The sequence below is a fragment of the Ruminiclostridium cellobioparum DSM 1351 = ATCC 15832 genome, from assembly GCF_000621505.1.
In the GTDB taxonomy this organism is placed as follows: Bacteria; Bacillota; Clostridia; order Acetivibrionales; family DSM-1351; genus Ruminiclostridium; species Ruminiclostridium cellobioparum.
Map to the genome: position 1 here is coordinate 41,378 of NZ_JHYD01000040.1, position 24,789 is coordinate 66,166.

A 24,789-nucleotide genomic window follows, 5' to 3' on the forward strand; every position below is an offset into this window, starting at 1 on the left:
AAAAAATGAATTTATTTGCGGACCCTCTTTTAAAACTTAGTGAATATAATACTCTGCTTTCGGCCATAAGGGAAGAAACCGGCCCTGTTTCGGTAATAGGACCGTCAGACTCTCAAAAAGTTCATATAATTTTCTCCCTGCTGACACATATGCAGGCCAGGGGTCTGTTCATTACCTATAATGAAATGCAGGCCAGGAGGGCATTTGAGGACTTTCAGCTCTTCCTGGGGGAGGAGGTTGTGTTCTTCCCGGCAAAGGAAACCATGTTGTATAATGTCGAGGCCAGGAGCAATGACCTTGTTTATCAACGTGTAAAAACCCTGCTCAGATGTATGACGGCCGATTATAAAGTACTTGTTCTGTCTGCTGAAGCCCTGATACAGATGATATCCCCTGTGGAACTGTTCAGGAGCGGAGTTGTCAACATTGAACTTGGTAAGGAAGTGAACCTGGAGGAGCTCATATCAAAGCTTGTGCTGTATGGCTATGAAAGAGTTGATATTGTGGAAGGCAAGGCTCAGTTTGCCATCCGGGGCGGAATTATTGATATATTTGCAATAAACAATGAACACCCTCTTCGTATCGAACTTTTTGACACCGAAGTGGACTCCATAAGATATTTTGATGAAGCGACACAGAGGTCGACCGATGCGGCCGATGCATGTGTCATCACACCTGCCAGAGATGTTGTATACCAGGAGGGTTCCAAGGATGGCATCATAGCAAGGATAAAAAAGGATTTAAAAGACTATGCAAATAAATTGAACAAAAAGGGCAATAATCAGATTGCCGCCAATATTACAGCGCGGGTAAACGAAGATATTGATAATATTGTTGAACACCATTATTTTGCCGGTATTGACCGGTATCTCCCGTATATACTTGAGAATCCGCAGTCTATTTTAAACTATGTAAGCAGGGACTCAATGGTAATTCTTGATGAAACCCAGAGAATTTCACAGAGAATAGAAAATATCGTACTTGAGCAGGACGAATTGGCTAAAAGCATGCTTGAGAAAGGTTCGATGCTGCCTGTAGGGGTAAAGTGGACTCACAGTTTTGACGGTATCCTGGATATTATCAAGACATTCAGAGCGGTCACCATGGCGGCAATAACCTCGAACAACTCAATGCTGAGGCCTGCAAGCCAGATTTCCATACCCTGCAGATCGGGAAATTCCTATCAAAATCACATGGAACTGCTTGTAAACGATATAGATATGCTAAAGGGCAAAAACTATAAGATCGTTGTACTTTCAGGCCCCAGCGGACGCGGACACCGGCTTGTGGAAACGCTGGCCACAAATGACATAATCTCAAACTACTCCGACAGTTATGAAAAGGATATCCAGGAGGGGGAAATTGTGGTAACCCGGGGCAGTTTGCAGAAGGGCTTCGAATACCCTACCGCAGGCTTTGTGGTTATCAGTGACAAAGAGGTTTTCGGACAGGACCGGAGGATCAAAAAGGCCCGCTCAAAACACGACGGTAAAAAAATAAAGGCATTTTCCGACCTGAATGTGGGAGATTTTGTGGTGCATCAAGCTCATGGAATAGGACAGTATATAGGTATTGAAAAGCTTGTTGTGGGAGAGATAAAACGTGACTATCTGAAAATACGCTATCAGGAGGGGGCATTTTTATATATTCCCACAAATCAGCTGGATCTCATTCAGAAGTATATCGGAACTGAGGGAAAGGCTCCCAAAGTGAATAAGCTTGGGGGTTCGGAATGGGCAAAGACCAAAAGCCGGGTCAAGGAGTCCTTGCGGGAGCTGGCAGGGGAGCTTATAAAGCTGTATGCAAAGCGTCAGGCGGCAGTGGGACATTCTTTTTCTACAGACACGGTATGGCAGCGGCAGTTTGAGGAATTATTCCCCTATGATGAGACAGATGACCAGCTGAAGTGTATTGAAGAGATAAAAAAGGATATGGAGTCCCCCCGCCTGATGGACAGACTGTTATGCGGCGACGTGGGCTACGGCAAGACCGAAGTAGCAATAAGAGCGGTATTCAAGACAGTAATGGACGGCAAGCAGGTGGCATACCTTGTTCCAACGACAATACTGGCCCAGCAGATATATGAAAACTTTAAAAAGAGGATGAGTGATTTCCCCGTTACGGTGGATGTTATGAGCCGTTTCAGGACGGCAGCCGAACAAAAGAAGATCGTAAAGTCGGTCAAAACCGGAAATGTGGATATCCTGGTGGGAACCCACAGGCTTTTGCAGAAGGATATCGAATTTAAGGACCTTGGACTGCTGGTGGTGGATGAGGAGCAGCGTTTCGGCGTAACCCACAAGGAAAAACTAAAGACCATCAAACCCAATGTGGATGTTCTCACACTTACCGCAACACCCATTCCCAGGACCCTTCACATGTCCCTGGTGGGAATTCGGGATATCAGCGTACTTGAAGATCCGCCGGAGGAAAGATACCCTGTTCAGACCTATGTTATGGAGCATAATACAGAGCTCATAAGGGACGGCATTGTGAGAGAGCTTGCCAGAAACGGGCAGGTATTTTACCTCTATAACAGGGTCAGGGGAATTGAGTTAAAGGCGGATGAGCTGAAGAGACTGGTGCCTGATGCAAGGATTGCAACGGCACACGGACAGATGAATGAAAAAGAGCTTGAAGATGTGATGTACAACTTTATAAACGGTGAATATGACGTACTGGTTTGTACTACCATAATAGAATCCGGACTTGACATGCCCAATGTAAACACCATTGTTGTGGAGGATGCGGATAGAATGGGGCTTTCACAGCTCTATCAGATCAGGGGGAGAGTGGGACGGTCAAACAGGCTGGCCTATGCCTATATAACCTACAGGAAGGATAAGGCCCTGTCGGAAGTGGCCGAAAAGAGGCTGCAGGCAATTAAGGAATTCACCGAATTCGGTTCGGGCTTCAGAATAGCCATGCGCGATCTGGAAATCAGGGGAGCGGGTAATCTTCTGGGGCCGGAGCAGCATGGGCACATGGAAACGGTGGGTTATGAGATGTACTGCAAACTGCTGGAGGAAGCCGTTCATGAGATAAGCGGGGACTCAGTGGGCCCCGTTGATGAGGAAATGGCAATCGACCTCAATGTAAGCGCTTATATAGATGATGATTACATTAGTTCGGAAGAACTAAAAATTGACATGTATAAAAAGATCGCAAATATACAGAATGAAAATGATGTAATAGATATAAAAGATGAGCTGATCGACAGATACGGAGACATTCCCGAAGAAGTGGAAAGTCTGATGGATATCGCATTTATAAAAGTTTTGGCCAGACAGTGCGGTTTTACAAATATCTCTCAGAAGGACGAAACGGTCATTTTTCAATTGAGCAAGTCTGCAACCGCATTGCCCATGTATCTTGGAAAGCTCATGGATAAATACCCCAGAAGGATTATGTTCAATGCAAGCAGCAATCCATATATAACCTTCAGACTTAGCAATGTGGCCGGGAGAGAAATTCTGGCAAATATTAAGATTTTGTTACATGACATTATTAAATTGCAGTATACTGAATAATTGAATATAATTGATTACAAGGGCATTTTAACAAGTACGGGTTGTACAAGCATAATTATTAATATAAAACGGGGAGCGATTACCTTTGGAAAATGAAAATGCAAGTGTAAAAAAGCAATCGAAAGGCCTTATAATAGGCTTGGCGGTGGCAGCGGTAGTTATAATAGCCGCAGTGATTCTCTTTGTACTCCAGCCTTGGGCGGTAAATGTAGCATCTGTTGATAATTTGAAAATAACGAAATATGAGTATACTTTTTTTACAAAGTTTAATATGTCTCAATTTTTATCAAGCAATAGTATCAATTCAACCCCCGAGCAGTATAAGTGGAATACGAAGGTCGGAACAGAGACTGCAAAAGATCAGGTAAAGAAGAGCACACTGGAAAATATCCAGGAGTTCAAGATCCAGCTTATTAAGGCAAAAGATGCCGGCATAAAGCTTGATGCCACCGATCTGAAAAATGTTGATGATGCAATAAATCAGCAAATCACCCAGTACGGAAGCAGAAATGCTGCTGAAGCGGGCGTAAAGGCTGATTACGGTATCACTTTGTCGGAGCTGAAGGAAATATACAGAAACCTTACCCTGACACAAAAATACCGGGCTGATTTGTTAAAAGACGTAAAAGTATCAGATGAAGATGTCAAAAAATATTATGATGAAAATAAAAAGAATTTTGACAAAGTTACCGTAACACATATCCTTTTCAAAACCGTGGACGATAACAATGCGCCTGTAAGTGAAGGTAAAAAGGCTGAAGCCAAAAAGAAAGCCGATGATATCCTTGCCAGGATAAAAGCCGGAGAGGATATAAAGAAACTGGCAACTGAATTTTCAGAAGACAAACCTGCAGTTACAACCAAGGACAGCCCGGGCTATGAGGGTGAATACACCTTTGGCAGAGGCGAAATGGTTTCTGAATTTGAAAAGTGGGCTTTTGATGATGCCAGAAAAGAAGGGGACTCCGATGTGGTGGAAACCCAGATCGGATATCATGTAATGCAGTTCCACAAGCGTACCGAAACTTCTTTCGATGACTTAAAGGAGAGTATAAAGCCGTCACTTTTACAACAAAGACAGACAGAGGAATATTCCAAAAAGCTTGATGAATTCAAAAAAGATTCCAAGTATGCGGTTAAGACCAATGAAGGCGCTATTGTAAAGACTGATAAGAGCCTCTACGGAATATAATACAATTAAAATAAATAACATCTGAAATGCACCCCAAAAGATATTAATTTACTTTTGGAGGTGCATTTTTAGCATATGAAAATTTTATAAATTCCTATTTAATATTTAATCCTCCCTTTCCAATAATGTATAAAAAATCATCAAGTTTACAATACTATGACTAAAATAACCTATTAAGGAGGTAATATAATTTGAAAGCAACTGGAATAGTTAGACGTATAGACGATTTAGGAAGAGTTGTAATACCAAAAGAAATAAGGAGGACCTTAAGAATCAGGGAAGGTGATCCTCTGGAAATTTTTACTGATAAAGAGGGAGAGGTTATTTTAAAGAAATACTCCCCTATTGGTGAACTTAGTGATTTTGCAACACAGTATGCCGAATCGCTTCACAAGACCAGCGGGCACATTACCTGTATTACTGATAGAGACACTGTCATTGCTGTTTCAGGTGCATCCAAAAAAGAATTTCTGGAAAAACAGCTGAGCAGTGATGTTGAGAAAACTATTGAGGAAAAAACAACGTTACTTATTAAGTCTCCGGAGGAAAAGGCAATTACAATATTGGCAGATGAAAACGGAGAAAGAAAGTATACCTCACAGGTTGTTTCTCCAATAATATCCGAAGGCGATCCGATTGGAGCCGTAATCATGCTTTCTACAGATTCAAATGTTAAGATGGGAGAAGTTGAAGCAAAGCTTGCTCAATCTGCTGCAGGCTTTTTAGGAAGACAAATGGAACAATAAGTAATTAATTCGATAGGTTATTTTATAATTCAGTTGTGAATATGAAGTTCAAAGCAAATGGGGAAGATTGTTAAGGCAGTCTTCCCATTTATTATTCCGGGACTGCTGTGATATGAGAATAAAAGGTGTTGACAATAAATGACCTGATATGTATAATTATGGTATAAACTTATTTATTTTTCACGGCAGTTCCGCCGATAGATTTCACAGGTAATTAATTATTCTAAATTCAGTTTTATTACGGTTTTAATCCGGTTTTTTAATCATTTTTTATCCGGTTACATACCGGTATAATCTATATTTTTCAGATGCCTTTCCAGGTACACATCAGGGTGAGCCGGTATTTTTTCAGCCGTTTTTTCGGTTACATATCAGCAGAGATACACATATTTCGGTTACTGAGCCATTTTATTGTCTCTTAAAGTTTATGAGATGATTTTATGAGTTGTAATAAATTAAACAGGCCCCAAACTTTGGGGCAAAGGAGGATTATATGAATAATGTTAGTCTGGTAGGAAGATTGACACGGGATGTCGAGCTGCGTTACACCACTAAAAAAGTGAAGGCAGTGGGTTCCTTTGTGCTGGCTGTTGACCGTGATGCCAGAAAGGGAGTGAGCGAGAAGTCAACAGATTTTATTCCGATTGTCGTATGGGGAAAAACCGCCGAGTTTGCCGGCAAATATTTTGCGAAGGGGCACAGGATAGCTCTCCAGGGGAATATACATACCAGGATGTGGGAGGATGAACAAAAAAACAAGCACTACGTTACCGAGGTTATAGCGGATAAAGTCTTTTTTGCGGATGCAAAGTACAGAGAGGCTGATGCCGATGATTGCCAGGAGACTCCAGGCTGTGAGGAGGATGACGCTGCAAACGAAGAGAATGAGGTTGCAGAAGATACTTCGGAACAGTCGGAACAGGAGGTACTCACTGAATTTTAACCAGGCATAAAATGAGATAAATGAAATATTACTATTGAGTATAGTGCGGAAGTACACTTTAATAAATGTAAGCTCCATTAAAAGTACATGTCTGAATTGCAAGTGAAGCAAAAGTGTTTCAGCCGGCAATTTCAGGCATGTATTTTGTGAGCATCCGTTGATACCGAACACTATTGCAGTACTTTTTAATATCTATTTAATTATTCCGGTTTTAAAACAGTATTATTGTTGTGTCTTGAAAGAAGTAGTATAATAACCGGAGAAACATTTGGTTATTATACTGAATAAAGTTATGGAACAATCAATTATGGCTTATAAAAACAGCGTATATAAATGATATTCTGGAAAGGAGCATATGATATAGTTGCTGACTGTGACTATATCATACAAGGATTAAATGAACAGCGGAAAACTGGAGAGATTGATAGATATAATGAAACTTTTAAGGAGCGGGGACGGGTGTCCCTGGGACAGGGAACAAACCCATGAGAGTCTTAAAAAGTACCTGATCGAAGAAACCTATGAATACCTGGAAGTAGTGGATCTGGAGGATAAAGCCCGGATGTGCGAGGAACTGGGGGATGTGCTTTTGCAGATAGTGTTCCATGCCCGTATAGCAGAGGAAAACGGTGATTTCAATATCGAGGATGTTATAAACGGGGTATGTGATAAGATGATACACAGGCACCCCCACGTATTCGGCGACGTGACTGCCGAAACCTCAAGCCAGGTGCTTAAGAACTGGGAAGAAATCAAAAAGAAGGAAAAGGGCGTAACCAATCAGACTTCTGTATTGCAGGGTGTACCAAGAAACCTGCCGGCACTCATGAGGAGCTACAAGGTTCAGCAAAAGGCCGCACAGGTTGGCTTTGACTGGACAAACCCGGGAGATGTTTTCGCCAAGCTCAGGGAAGAAATAGATGAACTTGAGGCAGAGTATAATAAACAAAACAAGTCGGGCATTGATGAAGAATTCGGCGATGTGCTTTTTTCGGCAGTCAACCTGTCACGGTTTTTAAAGGTGCATCCGGAACTTTCCCTGACCCAGTCCACCGACAAGTTCATAGGAAGGTTTGAGTATATTGAAAAACGGGCGGCAGAACAGGGCAGGACACTTAATGAGATGAGCCTGGAGGAAATGGAAGCTCTATGGGTGGAAGCCAAGGAAAAGGCACAGGCATAGGTGGTTTTAGCCCGGCAGATACAAAAAATGAATAAACGCCGTGAAAATGGTTAAAATCATAGTGTAATAACCATATGGGAGGAATTGCTATGAATAAAACTGAGTTGGTTGACAGTATGGCCGAAAAATCAGGCCTGTCAAAAAAAGATTCTGAGAAGGCATTGAGTGCTCTGATCGAAAGTGTCGAAGAGGCTCTTGTAAACAATGACAAGGTTCAGCTGGTGGGTTTCGGAGCCTTTGAGGTAAAAAAGAGAGCCGCCAGAAAGGGAAGAAATCCGCAGACAATGGAAGAGATAGATATTCCTGAAAGTAATGTGCCTGCTTTTAAAGCCGGTAAGGACCTGAAGGAAATGCTCAATAAATAGTTGAGCAGGTGTTTTTGTTAATATATCTACCGCTGCTGACAGCGGAATGGGGGTCATTATGAGAATAGACAAATATTTGAAGGTAAGCAGGCTGATAAAAAGAAGGACTGTTGCCAACGAAGTATGCGAGCAGGGCAGAGTCAGGATCAACGACAAAGTTGCCAAGCCTGGCTCGGAAGTCAAGGTGGGGGATATAATCGAAATTCAATTTGGCAGCAATATTACCACAATTGAAATTACCCGGGTATCAGAACATGTAACCAAGGATGATGCAAGGGAAATGTACATTTTAAAATAGTCAGCCAAAAACCGGTTTTAGTTTCTAAAACCGGTTTTTTTGTTTTGTAAAACATTTTTTAACACCTTGGCGCATATGTATTAAGTAAGCGGGGGCTAGTCTATTTAATATTTATAAGGAGGAATTTAAATGGAAGAGAAGAAAACCGTTAAACCGAAAAATCAGACCTTGATACTTGAAAACCGTGAAAGGCTCAGTGTTTCAGGAGTTGTTGACGTGGAGAGCTTTAATGAAGAAAGTATAATTGCGGTAACCGATATCGGAGTTCTGGTGATCCGCGGAGCAGATCTTCATATAAATAAACTTAATCTTGACAGCAATGAATTGGTTGTTGAGGGTGATATTTTTTCATTGGAATATAATGATGGTGAAAATACCAAGTCAAAGTCGTTCTTTGGCAAAATGTTTAAATAGGCTGTTAACATAAAATTATTATTATGTAAGGGTTTGCAGGTATACCAGATGATACTTATAGTTGAACAGGTTTACATATTTCTATATGCAATTTTAGCCGGAGCAATTGCGGCTTTTCTTTATGATATTTTAAGAATAAAAAGAAGGGCCATTAAAACAGGTGTTATTTTTGTCGGTCTGGAGGACATATTATATTGGCTCATAATAGCCATATTGCTGTTTATAACGGTTTATAACAGCAATAGCGGACAGATGCGGGGATTTATATTTATTGGCAATGTAATCGGCGTTATACTTTACGAATCTCTGTTAAGTAACATTATTATAAAGTCATCCATGATGATCATAAATTTTATTAAGAAAGTATTCCGGTTTATCTGGATGGTTTTGAGCTATCCCTTTAAACTGTTGTATAAAATATTATCAATTCCTGTAATCTTTATTGCCGGATTGATAATGAAGCTTTTCAAACTTATTGGCAGAGGATTTGTAAAAATCTTTAGAAAAGCTGATATAAAGGGAAAAACACACAGTGTCGGGAAAAAGGTGTCGGCTTTAAAAGTAAAGGCAGGGAGACTGGCAAGGAAAAAGCTGCGCAAGTTACCCCGCAAAGGTGGCAGCTCCGGGAAAAGAGGGAAAATCAAAGAATCTGATGAGGACAACAAAAGGCATAAAAGAGTCCGAAAGAAAAAGAAACCATCAAAAAAGGCTGACAAAAATGACAAAACAAAAGTCTCATAGCTAAAATAGTTAAAATTATGAAGGAGCAGAAGGATTTTTTTATTTTGCATAGAATATAGATATAGACAATAGCTGCGTATTATAAGATATTTACAAAAGATGGGTAATCCGAGAGGTAGTATATGAAGAAACGAAATAAATTTAATGTCTGGACATTGATATTAATAGCATCAGTTTGTTATTTTGGTTATACTTTTTATAATCAGCAGGCCAGTATTGAAGATAGAAAAGTACAGTATGCACAGCTGGAAAAAAATATTCATAACGAAACCGTTAAAAAGCAACAGCTTACAAAGCAAAAGTCACAGATAAATTCTGACGAGTTTGTAGAAAAAATCGCCAGAGAAAAGCTGGGCTATGTAAAAGATGGTGAGAAAATTTACGTAGATACCAACAAGTAACTACTGCTTGACTGTAAGCGACATATACTATATAATCGAATTGTTTTAGTGTTATCCAAAGGAGTATTATAACGGGTCAAAATTAGGAGGATTTCTTATTTTATGCCGCTTGAAGTTGGTCAGATTATTGAGGGTAAAGTTACCGGAATAACTGCGTTCGGAGCATTTATCCAGTTACCCGAAGGCAAAACAGGTTTAGTTCACATATCTGAAGTTGCTCAGGAGTATGTTAAAGACATAAGTTCCCATCTAAAAGAAAATCAGTTAGTTAAAGTAAAGGTTTTAACTATTGATCAAAATGGCAAAGTGAGTCTCTCAATAAAGAAGGCCTGCGATCAGAAGCCTCCTGTTTTCGCGTCAAAAGCCCCTATGGAAGTTGAATGGAACAGTTCTAAAAATTCTGCCGATAATGTATCCTTTGAAGACCGCCTGGCGAAGTTTATGAAAGATAGTGACGAAAAGCTACATGATCTCAAGAAAAGTATGGATTCAAAACGCGGAAACAGCGGGTACAGAAAATCTGCCCAATATTAAATCCAAATATAATTATAAATTAAATAGGTGTTGACACTGACATACCTATAGTATTATAATAAGCTAGTCGCCGAAATTAATCCGTGCCGAAGTGGCGGAACTGGCAGACGCACAGGACTTAAAATCCTGCGGGGTTAACCCCCCGTACCGGTTCGATTCCGGTCTTCGGCACCAGTGCTATCAAACAAATGTTTGGTAGCATTTTTTAATTGCAGCCATAGTGACAAAAAATGAATGGTATCGCCAAACTGTAATAATTGCCTGTTTTGCGATACCATTTATATAAGCTCTACTATTTTAAAAGTGTGATGGATTTTATCACAACCTTTTCTTCCGGCTGGGAGACTTCACCCGTTGTTTCATCCATAGTTACCGGAGTGTCTGCCAGCTTATCAAGAGTTTCCTCACCGCTGATCAGTTTACCGAAAGCGGCATATTTTCCGTCCAATTGAGGAGCAGCCTGGTCATCATGCATTATAAAGAATTGGCAGGAGGCTGAATCCGGATCCTGGCTTCTGGCCATTGAAATAACTCCCCGGGTATGGCTCAGGGTATTTTGCGTAAAGCCGTTTTCACTGAATTCTCCTTTGATTTTTTTGTCTGAACTTCCCATTCCGTTGCCGTTGGGATCACCTCCCTGAATCATAAAACCTTTAATAATACGATGAAAGGTAAGCCCATCATAAAACTTCTCATTTACAAGGTTTACAAAATTACTTACTGTTTCGGGAGCGTATTCGGGATAGAGCTCAAATACCATCTTGTCTCCGCTTTCCATCTCGATCTGCACTTGAGGATGGCCGGATAAATCCGGGGTTTCCCGGCTGACATCCTTTGCCTCCTTGCCGGAACAGCCGGATGAAACCACAAGAAGAATGCAAATTGTTAACACTGATATAAGTTTCTTAAAAGTGCCTTTAATCATGTTATGCCTCCGTAAAAAAATAAAAGTTATTATAATTATACCGATTTAATTGTAAACGTCTATAAAATTCATAAATAATTCATTAAAAAATAAGTATACAGGGTCATCAGGACTTATCCATGAGGACTGCAAAAATAAATGGAGTGCCGCAAAATAACAGACTTCACAACACATGTGAAAAGAGTACAATTGGTCTGTAACATCTGAATTCATACATTGCCGAAGATTAATTTTCCCCGGGACTGTGTTTTCGTCAGTTGGAATAAAGGGATTATACCGTCCTCCTCCGCCTGGTTATGGGAGAATTTTTCCCGCCGGACAATATATATTTAAATACTACAGACCACTTGTGCACCATGAGAAAAATCAATGATTTTTAATTGGCTCATTTTGCAGCAGCAGCTTTATTTTTACTGGATAAACGGTTTAAACAAGCTGCTCCTGTTTTGTCAATAAATATTTTGCATAGTTGAATAATTCCTTCTTGTTTTCCTCATTTAATGATTCATAAATCTCAGTCATCTTATTTGTAGATTGCTCCAGATACATGGTGCCTGATATTCCAGCCAGCCAATCCAGGCTGACATTAAATTTGTTTGATATGAGAACTGCGATGCTGATAGGTAAATCTCTGGCCTCTTTTTCATTTTCACCTTCATACCTGTACACCGAGCTTCTATGAACACCCAGAAGCTTTGCAAACTCGTCAACTGAATATCCTGATAAAATCCTCAACTCCTTTATCCGTTCGTTGGTTGTTGCCATTTGTAAAAACCTCCTATATAAGTCGTAACAAGTTTATTATATATATAATGTCTCCAAATGTAAATAAAAAGTTTCCGTTTGGAGAAAATCATATTGACATCCAATAAATGGCATGATATTATTATAACGTTCCCGAAATGCGACAATTAAATATGTTGGATCAGGCCCGATGAAATGAGCTGCTGATTAAATGTGCAGCAGGCTCAAAAATAAAACATGCGGCAATGCAGGCTTACCCGGTGGATGCATATTGTTTTCGGTTTGAGGATAGATCTTTCGCAGCTGATTGCATATGAATAATAAATATGATAAAGGGATGCCTGGGCCCATGGTAACAAAAAAGTATTTACAGTATTATGCGTCTTGTGTTCCTGAATGGAGAAACCAACTCCGTTTGAGAATAGTAAAGGAGAGTATTATGATAAAACAGGAGCTGACAGAAATAAACCATTTAAAAAAAGAGATAAATTTATTAAGGCAAAAACTGCAGGAATTAAGCTATGGTGACAATGAATCCATTGTTACGGATAAAGTAAAGGGAAGTATGGCACAATTTCCGTTTCTGCCCCGGACATTTACCATCATAGGCCGTGAAGAAATGTCGGAGGAATGCCTGGAACAACGAAATCAGATGGCACAGAAAATAAGGGCGAAGACACAGAATCTTATGGAAAAGGTAAACAGTGCGTTTAAGTACATTGAAGGCATACAGGACAGTAATGTGAGGCAGATCCTGACTTACAGGTATATAGACGGACTGACCTGGGAACAGACCGGCGAGTGTATGAGTTATTCATGGGAAACAGTCAGAAAGAAACATGATAAGTTTATAAAAAGTATACCAGACAATACCAGCATATATGATGTAAGATAGTATCGTAAAAGATTATGTTATTTTATACGGATTAATATTTAAGATTTGAGCGGAAATTATTTCTGTTCAAATTTTTTATTATTCTCAAAAGTATACCAAACAATACCAGTCCATATGATGTAAGATTGTACCGTAAAGAATTATGTCCGGTATAAAAACTTGCGGGCTGTTAAGGAGGTGAGTTCATTGAGGTATTCGGAAAGGGGGAAGAAAAGGCAGAAAGTTATTTAGCAGTGGGAGGTTTATTTATGGTCAATTCAATAATTGATGCAATTGCATCAAAGCTCGGTGAAGAACTGGGTGAAGGTTTCACTATCTACAAGGAAGTGCAGGAGCAAGGATTGGATATTCCTTGTTTTTTTATTTTTCTGCGTACCTCCAATCAAAAAAAGATGATTGGAAGAAGATGCTTCAGAGAACAGCAATTTACTGTTGAATATCATCCCGGAACAGACAGAAGGAAAGCTGAAATAAATGACATGATAGACAGACTGAATGAAATTCTGGAGTATGTGACGGCAGACGGTGACCTATACAGGGGAACTAAAATGAACTGTGAGGCGGCAGACGGGATTCTGCGCTTTTATGTTAATTACAATTATTACGTCTACAGGCAGGATGAAGCTGCAGATACTATGGGAAGTGCCGAAATCAGCAGCGGAATTAAGAATGAATAAAAGGGGCACATGGAGGTTAAGATGACTTTTAGCATAGGTAACAAGAAAACCGAAACGGTTAAAACAACAACCTTTTCGAAGGAGCAGCTTGTTTCAAGCAAAAAATACCGGCACCAGAGGGATTTGGTCAAGGTACTGCTTGCTGATGACAGGCTGTACAGCTTTGAAGAGGTTGACATTTTAATAAATAAATTTATGAAAGGAAAGGTGAAATAATATGGCACTTGGAGGAGGAACATTTTTAACGCAGAACAAGGTTCTGCCGGGAAGCTACATTAATTTTGTAAGTGCTGCCAAAGCCACGGCAGCATTGAGTGAGAGAGGATACGCAGCCATGCCGCTGATTCTTGACTGGGGCGTTGAGGGCAGCGTATTCAAGGTTGAAGCCGCAGATTTTCAAAAGGAATCACTTAAGATCTTTGGCTACAGCTACACACATGAAAAATTAAAGGGTCTGAGAGATTTGTTCAAAAATATCAGAACGGGATATTTCTACAGACTGAATAACGGAGTTAAGGCTGCTTGTACATATGCCACAGCTAAATATTCAGGTATAAGAGGAAATGACATCAAAATAGTTATTGCCAAAAATGTGGATAATGACAGTATGTACGATGTTCAGACCCTGGTGGGAGCAACAAAAGTGGATTCCCAGACTGTTTCGGCTATGACGGAATTAAAGTCCAATGACTTTGTAGATTTTATTTCTGAAGCTGACATTTCATTGACCAGCGGTACACCTTTAACAGGCGGCACCAACGGAGAAGCTGTTACAGGAGCTGAATACCAGACCTTCCTGGACAAAATCGAAGCCTATTCCTTTAATACTCTTGGCTGCCTGTCAACCTCAGCCGAAATAACCGGTTTGTTTGTCCAGTTTACAAAGAGGATGAGAAATGATGTGGGAGTGAAGTTCCAGACTGTTCTATACAGGACGGCGGGAGATTTCGAAGGTGTCATCAACCTGCATAATGACGTGGAGGAGGATGCAAATCCTGCTTCGCTGGTTTACTGGGTAACCGGAGTTACAGCAGGGTGTACGGTGAACAGAAGCAATACCAACAAGGTATATGACGGAGAGTTCAAAGTAAATGTGGATTTCAAGCAAAGTGAGCTTGAGGCTGCTATTAATGGGGGTAAATTCATACTTCACAGGGTTGGTGACAATGTACGTGTCCTGACCGATATTAACAGTTATACGTCGTTTACCGAAGAAAAAAATAGTGACTTCAGCCGCAATCAGACCGTCAGAGTTCTGGATCAGATTGCAAACGATATCGCTGTCCTTTTCAATACGAAATACTGCGGAAATGTGCCTAATGATGCGGCCGGAAGAATATCCCTGTGGAATGATATCGTCAGGCATCATCAGGAGCTTGAGAAGATCAGGGCCATAGAAAGCTTTAAGCCCGAGGATGTTGTGATCTCCCAGGGAGACGATAAAAAGGCGGTAGTGATCCAGGATGCCGTAACAGTAACAAATGCGATGGAACAGCTCTATATGACTACTATTGTACAATAATTTTTAAAGGAGGATTAAAATTATGCAGACCATGAATGCAAAAGACGCCATAAGCGCGTCGCTGGCAGAATGCTTTATATCTATCGGTGATGAAAGATACAATTTTATGCAGGCAATAAATCTTGAGGCAAGTATTGAAAAAACCAAGAGTGAAGTGCCTATTCTCGGAAGAACGGGAAAGGGCAACAAGGCAACAGGCTGGAAAGGAACCGGCTCGGCCACCTTCCACTACAATACTTCTATTTTCAGAGAGTTGTTGGCCAACTACAAAAAAACCGGACAGGATGTATATTTTGATATCCAGGTAACCAATGAAGATCCCGGTTCAGGTGCGGGAAGACAGACGGTCATATTGAAAGACTGCAATATGGATGGAGGAATTCTCACTAAATTTGATGCAGACGCAGAGTATTTGGATGAGGATATGGATTTTACCTTTGAAGATTTTGAAATAAAGGAATCCTTTGATGTGCTTCCGGGAATGAAAAGATAATGCTTAAGGAGAGTAAACAATGAACAATCTCAGTGCTTTTTTAAAACAGAATGCTTTGGAAAATGAAAATGTTAAATTTGTTGCGTCAAAAAGATTTGTCGATGAGTCGGGAAAACCTGTTGAGTGGGAAATCTGCGGCATTACCTCCGAAGAGGATGAGGATATAAGAAAGGCATGCACACGAAAGGTGCAGGTCCCGGGAAAAAAAGGTCAGTTTACGCCTGAAACCGATTATAACGCATATCTCGGCAAGCTTGCCGCCAGGTGTACAGTTTATCCAAATTTAAATAATGCCGAGCTTCAGAACAGCTACGGCTGCATGGGAGCCGATTCCCTGCTTAAAACCATGCTCAAACCCGGCGAATATGCCGAGTATCTTGCCAAGATCCAGGAAGTGAACGGTTTTGACGTTACAATGGAAGAACTGGTGGACGAAGCAAAAAACTGATAAATGAAGGCGATAGCGACTCCAATATTGCATACTATTGTCTTCATAAATTTCATATGATGCCCGGTCAGTTTCTGAGCCTTCCAAGAGAAGAGAGGGCTTTTATTATTGCAGCCATACAGATCAAGCTGGAGAAGGACAGGAAGGAAATGAGCAGAAACAAGGCAAAACGGAAATGATAAACTTTTACAGGAGGCACTCGAAGGGGTGCCTCCTTAATGTATAAAGGCTGGTGAGAAAAGATATGGCAACAATTGCAAATGCCCTAAGTTTAACAAATGGATCTGCAAATGTGCTTAATTCAATAAATAAAACAATAAACAATACATTAAGTAAAACCATTAATAATACCATTAACAGTACTGTAAACAAAACGATAAATAGTGTGTCACAGCGTACCAAAAATCTGCACTTTGAGCTAAACCTGGGTATGAAACCTGATGGTGTAAAAGAGTTAACAAAAGAACTTTCAGGTGTTATTGAATCAATAAATACCGTTGTCGACGGCTTTAAAAAAATGCAGTCAGCCTCCGAAACAGCCATCAAAACTGCCGACAAAACCACGTCAGCCGCTGAGGTGAAAAACAAGCCGCAAGGTTTTTCAGAAAAGTTCAGTGGTTTTATGGAGAAGGCGAGAGGCGCGGTGTCGGACCTCTGGCCCTCAGTCCAGGCCGGTATGGAGAAGACGGATAAATATGCCCGTCAGAATTATCAATTGGAATCAATTGCACAAAACGGTGAGACATCCGATCAGCTTCGCCAAAGAGTATATTCGGCAGCCCAAGGCTCACGGAGCGGATTTGATGAGACACTTTCCACCGTTGCCAAACTGGCAAAAACCTCAAAGGATGATTTCAAAACCAATGACGAGGTTATTTATTTTACAGAACTTGTGAATAAGGCATTCAGTAGGTTGGGGGCCGAAGAGGCGGCCCAGAGTATAAATAAGGTTAGTGAAGCTATGGCAAAAGGTAAATTACAGGGAGATGATCTTAATGCATTAATGGAACAGTCTCCAATGCTTGCACAGGCTTTGACCAGATATACGGGTCAGTCCCAGGAACAGCTGGCAGCCGGTCCCGGAATATCTGACGATGTTCTGAAAAACGCCATGTATAATTCGGCTGATGACATAAATAATAAGTTTCAGCAAATACCGGCAACGTTTGCCCAGATTGGAACTTTAATAAATGATACACTGACCAAAGCATTCGGGCCTTTACTTGAGGCAGTGGCCAATGCCGCAACATGGATATATGATAACTGGTCGGTTATTGAACCGATTTTCTGGGGGATAGCTGGTGCCGTAGCCGCCGTGACAATTGCCCAGCTGGCAATGAACCTGGCTTTTTTGGCCTGCCCGCTGACCTGGATTATTTTGGCTATTGGAGCTGTTATTGCGCTGATTGCTTACTGGATTCAGTCTGTGGGAGGCATAAAGGTCGCCTGGCTGATGGTTGTCAATGCCCTTATAACAGCGTGGGACATTGTAAAGATAGCATTTTTCGCGGGAGTATACTGGGTAATAGATCTATGGAATAATATGATGCTGGGGATAAAATCGGCAAGTGTGGGTATACAGAACTTTTTCGGTGATATGAAGGTCGGGGTGCTTACAATACTTCAGGATATGGTAAACGGGAGTATTGATTTAATAAATATATTAATAGGTGCACTTAATCATCTCCCAAAAGTGCATATTGATCCTCTGGAGAAAGTAACTTTCGGACAGGATGCCAGAGAAAAAAATGATGCTGAAAAAATGGCAAGAGAAGCAGAACTGGTCGATCAGAGAAGGAAGGTGGCTGAAACTGAGCGACAGCACCAAAAAGATATATTTGATAGAACCTTAAAAGCTGCTTCCGATAAACTTGAAAGAGAAAAGGAAATCGCAAGTCTCAGGGATGAAGCTGCAAAAAATGCAAAGGATAAAGATCCTGGTAAGAAATATACCGCAGCTGCATTCAGTGACAGCGGAACCACCAATGAAGCAAACGCTGCAAATCTGGCTGCTACCGCGGCAAATACCGGCTCAATGAAAAACTCCATGGATATAGCCGAAGAAAACCTGGTTTATATGAGAGACATTGCCGAACGGGAAGCAATAAACAAATTTACAACCTCTGAAATCAGCGTGAGTATGGGTGGAATAACCAATAACGTCAACTCCGATCTGGATTTGGATGGTGTGGTTTCCTATATGGAACAAAAAATCTATGAGACAATGACAGTAGCTGCAGAGGGGGTGCATTATTAATGGCGTACTCGATTTATATGGATGACATTTTGATGCCGGTTGCCCCGTCAAAGATTGAAATGAAGGTAAAAAATCAAAACAGCACGCTGAACCTCATTGACGGGAATGAGATTAATATTATAAAGCCTCCCGGACTCACTGAATTCAGCTTTGAATTATTAATACCGCAGGTAAAGTATCCTTTTGCCGTTTATGATAATAAAAAGGCCCCGTTTATTCTCAACTACAATGAGGATAATCCGGAAAAAATTATTAAGGCAAGTGTATATCTGGATTTGTTTGAAAACTTAAAAAAGAGGTCGGCCCCTTTCCATTTCAGGATTGACCGGTATACTCCCGACAATATTCAGCTATTTGAAACGAAGGTTGATATGGATGTAACTCTGGAAGAATACAGCATAATTGAAGATGCGGCAAACGGTTTCGATTTGACAATACCTGTGCGGCTTAAGCAGTATAGACCGTATTCTGCCCAAAAGAAGGATGCGGTAACAGCATATACAGTTAAACAAGGGGACACCCTGTGGGCAATATGCAAAAGGTTCCTGGGTGACGGCTCAAAATATCCTCAAATAGCCAAGTTAAATGATATTGAAAATGCAAATATGATCAAAGTAGGGCAGGTGATAAAGCTTGCCTAAACTGATCATACAGAATGGAAAAACACTTTATGCCCCCCTTGTAGAGGAAGGAATCACCTGGGAGACAGCAAGGAAGGGTGTTCCCGGAAAGCTTGAGTTTTCTGTTGTAAAAGATAATGTCATCAGCTTTCAGGAGGGAAACCTTGTGCTCATGCAGGTGGACGACAAGGATGTTTTTTACGGTTATGTTTTTACAAAAAGGAGAAACAAGGACGGAACCATCAAGGTCACAGCCTACGACCAGCTAAGGTATCTGAAAAACAAGGATACCTATAATTATGAAAATCTGACCGCAGGCGGACTTGTGAAAAAAATTGCAGAGGATTTCCGGCTGAAAACAGGTGTAATCGAAAATACTGCCTATGTAATAAAAAGCCGCCTTGAGGATAACAAGACCCTGTTTGATATGATTCAAACGGCTCTGGATCTGACACTTCAGAACACTAAAAAAATGTATGTCCTCTATGACGATTTTGGCAAATTGACACTGAGGAATATAGAAGCATTGAAGCTTCCGCTGCTCATTAATAAAAATACAGCAGAGGATTTCGATTACACATCTTCAATCGACGGTGAAACCTATAACAAAATTAAACTGTCCTATAACAATGAAAAAGCAAATACCCGTGACATATACCTGGTTGAGGACAGCAATAGGGTCGAGGCCTGGGGTGTACTGCAATATTATGAATCGATAGACGAAAAAACCAATGGTAAAGCCAAAGCGGAAGCATTGCTTTCCCTCTATAACCAGAAAACACGAAATCTTTCTGTTTCAGGGGCTTTTGGAGATATACGCGTCAGAGGGGGCAGTATTATTGCCGTTGATCTGGCACTTGGGGACATAAACCTGAAGAGTTATATGATGGTTGAATCGGTGAAACATACTTTCAACGGCAATCAGCACACTATGGACTTAACCTTGAGGGGAGGGGAATTCATTGCCTAATATGGTTGAACTTATTAAATCGGCCGCCATGGGAGCGGTAAATGATTCGAAGCCCATGTCCGTATTGTTCGGCAAGGTAGTGAGCACCGCACCTGTAAAAATATTTGTAGAGCAAAAGCTGACTTTAAATGAAGCACAGCTGATTTTTACCAATAATGTCAGGGACTATGATCTGGAGATGACTGTTGAGCACTTTACCGAGGAAAGCAACTCTCACGTTCACCCCTATAAGGGTAAAAAGAAATTCCGGGTTCACAATGGGCTGGTTGCCGGAGACGAAGTAATAATGCTCCAGATGCAGGGCGGTCAAAAATTTGTAGTATTGGATAAGGTGGTGAATACATGATTCCTTTTATTGATGAGGATTTGCAGCCTGATTTTGAATCGGTGCAGCAGCCTGTAAGAACCTACAGAATGCACCTGGAAGAAAAAAGGATATCGGGGCTGCTGGACGGCAGTGAGGCAATGAGACAGGCCATATATAAGATTCTTAATACCGAGAGGTACGATTACCTGATATACAGCTGGAACTACGGCTCGGAAATGGTGGAATTAATGGGCCAGCCCGTTCCGTATGTCTATTCGGATATTAAAAGAAAAATAACAGACGCCCTGCTCAGGGACGACAGAATCACCGATGTAGGTGATTTTTCTTTTTCTCCGGGAAAAGGAAAGGTTTCAGTGAAATTTACTGTTGCAACAACCGAAGGTGATATTGAAATTGAGAAGGAGGTGAGAAACTGATGTATGAAAATTTAACGTATGAAAATATTTTGCAGCGCATGCTGGACCGTATACCAAATGGTATTGACAAGCGGGAAGGTTCGGTAATATTTGATGCGCTTGCACCTGCGGCAGCCGAGCTTGTACAGATGTACATCGAAGCTGATGTTATATTGAACGAAGCATTTGCAGACACGGCTTCAAGAGAGTATCTGATAAAAAGAGCCGCCGAACGGGGTGTAGCTCCCAAAGCAGCATCATACGCCGTCGTCAAAGGTATATTCAACATGAACGTCCCTGTTGGTTCAAGATTTTCTTTAGGCAGCCTGAATTATAAGGTGACTGAAAAAATAGCTGAATCTCAGTTCAAACTTGAGTGTGAGACTGCTGGAACCGAGGGCAACAGGAATTTCGGAACTTTAATTCCCATTAATTATATTGACGGTTTGAGTTATGCAGAAGTGACTGAAATACTTATTCCCGGAGAAGATGAAGAGGAAACGGAACAACTCAGGGCAAGATATTTTGCCACACTTGATTCTCAGGCTTTTGGCGGAAACATAACCGATTATAAGGAAAAAGTCAATGAACTGCAGGGGGTGGGGGGAGTTAAAGTATATCCGGTATGGAACGGGGGAGGCACCGTTAAACTGATTGTCATTAATTCAGAGTATAATAAGCCTTCCGAAGAGCTGATTTCAGATATTCAAACCAGGATCGATCCGGTGCAGAACAGGGGAAACGGCGCAGGGATAGCTCCGATCGGGCATATTGTAACTGTAGAAGGTGTCGGAGTACAAACAGTCGATATTGAAACAAATATCAGTTACAATCCCGGTTGGATCTGGGATGATCTTAAGGACTATGTGGAAAAAACAATTGACGAATACTTCAAAGAGCTCAGCAAAAACTGGGCCGACAGTGCAAATTTAATAGTCCGGATAAGTCAGCTGGAGACCAGATTCCTTAATGTGGCGGGTGTTCTTGATATCTCAAACACAAAGATAAACGGTCTGGAACAGAACCTCGTGTTGGATAAGGATTGTATTCCTGTGAGGGGTGATGTTATTGGATAGAGAAATAAATATATTGAACTATCTTCCGGATTTCCTAACGGAGTTCAGAGAATTCAGAGAGCTTGCCGCCGCTGAAAATCCTGAACTCCGTTTAATTTGGGGGTTACTTGAAGATGTGCTGAGTGACCAGTTTGTAGCCGATGCTACAGAAAATGGCATCAAAAGGTGGGAAACCATTCTGAAGATATTCCCAAAAGGCTCTGAATCGTTGGAAGTCAGGAAGTTCAGAATACTTGCCAGACTCAATGAAAAGCTGCCATATACCAGGAGAACACTTGAAAGCCAGCTGGATGCCCTTTGCGGAGAGTCGGGCTATTCGGTGGAACTGAGGAATGATGAATACACTTTGGTGGTAAGAGTAGCACTGGCCGAAAAGGGTAAATTTGATGAGGTAAACAGCCTGCTGGAAAGAACAGTGCCCGCCAATATAATCATTGATTTAAGCCTGCTGTATAACACACATACAATACTTTCCGGGTATACAAATGCGCAATTGGCGGCATATACACATGAACAATTAAGAAGTGAGGTGCTAAAATAAATGGCGAAAAATACAAGTAATTATAATTTGAAGAAACCTTCACCTGAGGATTTCTATAATGTCGAAGATCAAAATGGGAATATGGACATTATAGACCAGGAACTGGAGAGATTGAATGAGGATAACCAAAATACTGATCAAAAGATTTCTTCTGTAAGCTCTGATTTAAGTTCGCATTTGTCGGATTATGTGAGGCAACCGGGGTATGCAATATCAACAGGAGTAGCCAATACATACCTTGCGACCTTAAATCCTGCTCCAGCCACATTTGGTGAAGGTTTAGGTATAGTATTAAAAATACATGCAGCAAATACAGGTCCATCAACATTAAATGTAAATGGGATAGGTGCAAAACCCATAATTGATTCAAAAGGATATCAAATTCAAGCAGGGAAACTCCTTTATGGAAGAATATATTCTTTAAAGTATGATGGAGCAAATTTTCAATTACAGGGTGAAGGAGGTGATATACCTAAGTTACCTAATTTGATTAAGAATGGTAATTTTACGATTTATGATGGTGGTTGGACAACATATAATGGGAATCTTGTTATATCCAATAATATAGCAACTTTAACTAATGGTAATGTTAATTATTTTTCTCAAATTTATCCCCTTAGTACTATTGTTAAAGGTGGTGTAGGCAAGAAGATATATGTAATAGTTAAAGTAAAAGTAACTAATGCTGTTTGTCAATCGATACAAATATCTGTTAGCGATAATACAACTTCTACTGTACCAGCAGCTGTTATTTCTACTCCTACTAATGGGGTAATTTATACTATAAGTGGTATAGCTACTTTAACTACAGAATTAGATCGCACTATATTTGTTAGACAAAATTATGTAGATATTGCTACAGCTAATGGGAAAGTAATGGAAGTAATGGAAGTAATGGCATTTGATTTAACTGACTCATTTGGTGTTGGTAATGAACCAACAAAAGAAGAAGTTGATGTAATGGTAAGTTCCTATACAAATATGGTTAGGAATGGTAATTGTGAAGACGGTACTAAATATTGGACTCCTATTGCCGCAGCTGCTTTATCTGTGGAAAGTGGGAGATTCAGATTACAAAGTACTATTATGGCTAACGTGTATCAAATAATTAAAGTAAAGCCTAATACAAATTATTATATTAGCGGTAATTTATATAGTGTTACTGCTACTATAACTATGCGGATATTTAATTCAGCAAGAACTACCCAAATTTTTCAAGGCGTTGGTACTTTTAACTCTGGTAGTAATACAGAGATTGCGGTGGTTATACGAAACGAAGCAGAGGGTGGAGCATATTTTGATTCTATCATGCTTATTGAAGGCACAACAGCGCCATCATCTTATAGATCATATTTGAAATATAATTGGTGGGATAGTAGTTTACAATCTTTAACTAGTGATGCTACAGCTACTATATGGGATGGACTTCAAGGAAAGGTTTATTATAGTGGAGGTAATCGCCTAGTTGGAGAAATGTCAAATAGAACATTTGCAACTAATGGCGGAGCTTATACCCCTGCTTCAAGTTGGAAAGCGGATGGCGGGGGAGCACTTTGCGTGAGGCCACAAGAAGGTTATTATAAAAGTGAAGTTAATGGGAACGGATATGGACCAATTATCATGAATGACCCTAATTTTATTCCTTCGAACATAGTGAGTGGTAAAAATATATTTGGTTTGGCTGGATCATTTACAGGTAAAAGGTTTGCTACAGGTAGCGCGGATTCGGTCGCAGGAAGCTATAATTTTGCGTATGTAGATGGCACAAATTATAATTATTTTAATCAAGTTATAGTATCTGGTTTAACATTTAAACCAACTCTTATTCTTTTATGTTATTCTGATGGCGTATATCAGTATTACTCATTATATGATGAAAGAGCGGCGAATAACTTGTATCCACGTTCAGTAAAATTGTTTCAAGTAAATAAGTATATGTCGACTTGGACTCAACATAATATTAAAGCGGATGTATCACCAGCATTAGTATCGACAACTGGATTTACTTTACCGTTTCTTGGAGGTTCTACGTGTACATGGTTAGCTATAGAATAAATAAAATGGAAGGAGAACATTTTTTATATCGCAAATGTTAGTAATTTATGATAATACAGGCTTTATATTAAGCTAAATGCAAGGCAGTTCACCAATGGAGTCTGTAGAGGCTCCATTCATGTGGGTTGAAATAAAATACTTAAAAGTATTGATATAAATGATGAAGAACATATACCCTATTATATGAGGATTTACCGAAGCTTGAAACTCAAAAGCTGCAGGAACTGGTTGACCAGTTGATTATCGACAATCTCAATATGCAGCAGCAGATCGACCAGTTAATTTTAACCAAGTCTAGGGATGTAAAAAAATGTTTGAGCGCTTAAACTACTTATACCATGCGGAAAAGCTGACAGCAGAGCAGTTGGACATTGCTGTAAGTAAATCCTGGATTACTACTGAACAAAGGTTGGAAATAACTGGATAAGGCCAACACTGCGTTACATCAATTCATTCATCACCCCCCAAGAAAAGGACTACCCTTCCCACGGGTAGT

At 40.4% G+C, this 24,789-nt stretch carries 27 protein-coding genes and 1 tRNA gene; 26 read left to right on the top strand and 2 right to left on the bottom strand.

What is annotated here, in order from left to right; translation table 11 throughout:
* Positions 1 to 5 precede the first annotated feature (5 nt).
* The 12 genes from mfd to T344_RS0115430 all read left to right on the top strand — a co-directional run bounded on the left by mfd (position 6) and on the right by T344_RS0115430 (position 10,521).
* Positions 6 to 3,530: a transcription-repair coupling factor gene (mfd, locus tag T344_RS0115375; protein ID WP_027629454.1), complete on the top strand. Its 3,525-nt coding sequence runs from the start codon at positions 6 to 8 to the stop codon at positions 3,528 to 3,530.
* Between the two features lie 85 nt (positions 3,531 to 3,615).
* The gene (locus T344_RS0115380; protein ID WP_027629455.1) at positions 3,616 to 4,722 is read left to right on the top strand and encodes a peptidylprolyl isomerase; all 1,107 of its coding nucleotides are present in this window, start codon (positions 3,616 to 3,618) and stop codon (positions 4,720 to 4,722) included.
* A gap of 191 nt (positions 4,723 to 4,913) precedes the next feature.
* Positions 4,914 to 5,468, top strand: coding sequence for a stage V sporulation protein T (spoVT, locus tag T344_RS0115385; RefSeq protein WP_027629456.1), 555 nt, complete (start codon positions 4,914 to 4,916; stop codon positions 5,466 to 5,468).
* 493 nt (positions 5,469 to 5,961) lie between these two features.
* A complete protein-coding gene (locus T344_RS0115390; protein WP_004628752.1) occupies positions 5,962 to 6,411 on the top strand; it encodes a single-stranded DNA-binding protein in 450 nt (149 codons plus the stop codon).
* A 397-nt stretch (positions 6,412 to 6,808) separates the two neighbouring features.
* Complete coding sequence (gene mazG, locus T344_RS0115395) at positions 6,809 to 7,594, top strand: nucleoside triphosphate pyrophosphohydrolase (RefSeq protein ID WP_027629457.1); 786 nt, start codon at positions 6,809 to 6,811, stop codon at positions 7,592 to 7,594.
* Between the two features lie 89 nt (positions 7,595 to 7,683).
* Positions 7,684 to 7,959 carry an HU family DNA-binding protein gene (locus T344_RS0115400; protein WP_027629458.1) on the top strand — a complete coding sequence of 92 codons (276 nt, stop codon included), beginning with the start codon at positions 7,684 to 7,686 and terminating at the stop codon, positions 7,957 to 7,959.
* 58 nt (positions 7,960 to 8,017) lie between these two features.
* Positions 8,018 to 8,257: an RNA-binding S4 domain-containing protein gene (locus tag T344_RS0115405; RefSeq protein WP_004628873.1), complete on the top strand. Its 240-nt coding sequence runs from the start codon at positions 8,018 to 8,020 to the stop codon at positions 8,255 to 8,257.
* A 129-nt stretch (positions 8,258 to 8,386) separates the two neighbouring features.
* A complete protein-coding gene (gene yabP, locus T344_RS0115410) occupies positions 8,387 to 8,671 on the top strand; it encodes a sporulation protein YabP (protein WP_004628754.1) in 285 nt (94 codons plus the stop codon).
* A 48-nt stretch (positions 8,672 to 8,719) separates the two neighbouring features.
* Positions 8,720 to 9,412 (top strand): spore cortex biosynthesis protein YabQ, encoded by a 693-nt coding sequence (yabQ, locus tag T344_RS0115415; RefSeq protein ID WP_027629459.1) that lies wholly within the window; start codon positions 8,720 to 8,722, stop codon positions 9,410 to 9,412.
* A 122-nt stretch (positions 9,413 to 9,534) separates the two neighbouring features.
* On the top strand, positions 9,535 to 9,813 hold the full coding sequence (locus T344_RS0115420; RefSeq protein WP_004628932.1) for an FtsB family cell division protein: 279 nt from the start codon (positions 9,535 to 9,537) through the stop codon (positions 9,811 to 9,813).
* 102 nt (positions 9,814 to 9,915) lie between these two features.
* Positions 9,916 to 10,347 (top strand): S1 domain-containing RNA-binding protein, encoded by a 432-nt coding sequence (locus tag T344_RS0115425; protein WP_027629460.1) that lies wholly within the window; start codon positions 9,916 to 9,918, stop codon positions 10,345 to 10,347.
* Between the two features lie 85 nt (positions 10,348 to 10,432).
* Positions 10,433 to 10,521: transfer RNA gene (locus T344_RS0115430), tRNA-Leu, on the top strand.
* Between the two features lie 118 nt (positions 10,522 to 10,639).
* On the opposite strand, the gene T344_RS0115435 is transcribed toward T344_RS0115430, so the two are convergent.
* Together T344_RS0115435 and T344_RS0115440 are read right to left on the bottom strand one after the other, a co-directional pair.
* A complete protein-coding gene (locus T344_RS0115435) occupies positions 10,640 to 11,272 on the bottom strand; it encodes a peptidylprolyl isomerase (RefSeq protein WP_027629461.1) in 633 nt (210 codons plus the stop codon).
* A gap of 426 nt (positions 11,273 to 11,698) precedes the next feature.
* Entirely contained in the window at positions 11,699 to 12,037 is a 339-nt protein-coding gene (locus tag T344_RS0115440; protein WP_027629462.1) for a helix-turn-helix domain-containing protein, read from the bottom strand.
* Between the two features lie 418 nt (positions 12,038 to 12,455).
* Here T344_RS0115440 and T344_RS0115445 point away from each other — a divergent pair, with 418 nt between their 5' ends.
* From T344_RS0115445 to T344_RS29865, 14 genes are all read left to right on the top strand, one after another.
* Entirely contained in the window at positions 12,456 to 12,911 is a 456-nt protein-coding gene (locus T344_RS0115445; RefSeq protein ID WP_027629463.1) for a hypothetical protein, read from the top strand.
* Positions 12,912 to 13,159: 248 nt separating this feature from the next.
* Positions 13,160 to 13,588, top strand: a complete 429-nt coding sequence (locus T344_RS0115450) for a phage tail terminator family protein (RefSeq protein WP_027629464.1) — start codon at positions 13,160 to 13,162, stop codon at positions 13,586 to 13,588.
* A gap of 21 nt (positions 13,589 to 13,609) precedes the next feature.
* A complete protein-coding gene (locus tag T344_RS0115455) occupies positions 13,610 to 13,804 on the top strand; it encodes a hypothetical protein (RefSeq protein ID WP_027629465.1) in 195 nt (64 codons plus the stop codon).
* Position 13,805: 1 nt separating this feature from the next.
* Positions 13,806 to 15,110: a phage tail sheath family protein gene (locus tag T344_RS0115460; protein WP_027629466.1), complete on the top strand. Its 1,305-nt coding sequence runs from the start codon at positions 13,806 to 13,808 to the stop codon at positions 15,108 to 15,110.
* Positions 15,111 to 15,132: 22 nt separating this feature from the next.
* On the top strand, positions 15,133 to 15,603 hold the full coding sequence (locus tag T344_RS0115465; protein WP_004628893.1) for a phage tail tube protein: 471 nt from the start codon (positions 15,133 to 15,135) through the stop codon (positions 15,601 to 15,603).
* A gap of 19 nt (positions 15,604 to 15,622) precedes the next feature.
* Entirely contained in the window at positions 15,623 to 16,051 is a 429-nt protein-coding gene (locus T344_RS0115470; protein WP_004628889.1) for a phage tail assembly chaperone, read from the top strand.
* 244 nt (positions 16,052 to 16,295) lie between these two features.
* Entirely contained in the window at positions 16,296 to 18,308 is a 2,013-nt protein-coding gene (locus T344_RS28415) for a tape measure protein (protein WP_051571930.1), read from the top strand.
* Positions 18,308 to 18,949, top strand: coding sequence for a LysM peptidoglycan-binding domain-containing protein (locus tag T344_RS0115485; RefSeq protein ID WP_027629468.1), 642 nt, complete (start codon positions 18,308 to 18,310; stop codon positions 18,947 to 18,949). Before T344_RS28415 ends, T344_RS0115485 begins: the two co-directional genes overlap by 1 nt.
* Complete coding sequence (locus T344_RS0115490) at positions 18,942 to 19,898, top strand: XkdQ/YqbQ family protein (RefSeq protein WP_027629469.1); 957 nt, start codon at positions 18,942 to 18,944, stop codon at positions 19,896 to 19,898. The genes T344_RS0115485 and T344_RS0115490 overlap by 8 nt, the downstream gene beginning before the upstream one ends.
* Before the next feature lies 1 nt (position 19,899).
* On the top strand, positions 19,900 to 20,244 hold the full coding sequence (locus T344_RS0115495) for a DUF2577 domain-containing protein (protein ID WP_313559119.1): 345 nt from the start codon (positions 19,900 to 19,902) through the stop codon (positions 20,242 to 20,244).
* Positions 20,241 to 20,642, top strand: coding sequence for a DUF2634 domain-containing protein (locus tag T344_RS0115500; RefSeq protein WP_027629471.1), 402 nt, complete (start codon positions 20,241 to 20,243; stop codon positions 20,640 to 20,642). The genes T344_RS0115495 and T344_RS0115500 overlap by 4 nt, the downstream gene beginning before the upstream one ends.
* Entirely contained in the window at positions 20,642 to 21,697 is a 1,056-nt protein-coding gene (locus tag T344_RS0115505; protein ID WP_027629472.1) for a baseplate J/gp47 family protein, read from the top strand. The genes T344_RS0115500 and T344_RS0115505 overlap by 1 nt, the downstream gene beginning before the upstream one ends.
* Positions 21,684 to 22,238 (top strand): putative phage tail protein, encoded by a 555-nt coding sequence (locus T344_RS0115510; protein WP_242842092.1) that lies wholly within the window; start codon positions 21,684 to 21,686, stop codon positions 22,236 to 22,238. The genes T344_RS0115505 and T344_RS0115510 overlap by 14 nt, the downstream gene beginning before the upstream one ends.
* On the top strand, positions 22,239 to 24,293 hold the full coding sequence (locus tag T344_RS29865) for a hypothetical protein (RefSeq protein ID WP_027629474.1): 2,055 nt from the start codon (positions 22,239 to 22,241) through the stop codon (positions 24,291 to 24,293).
* Positions 24,294 to 24,789: the final 496 nt, after the last annotated feature.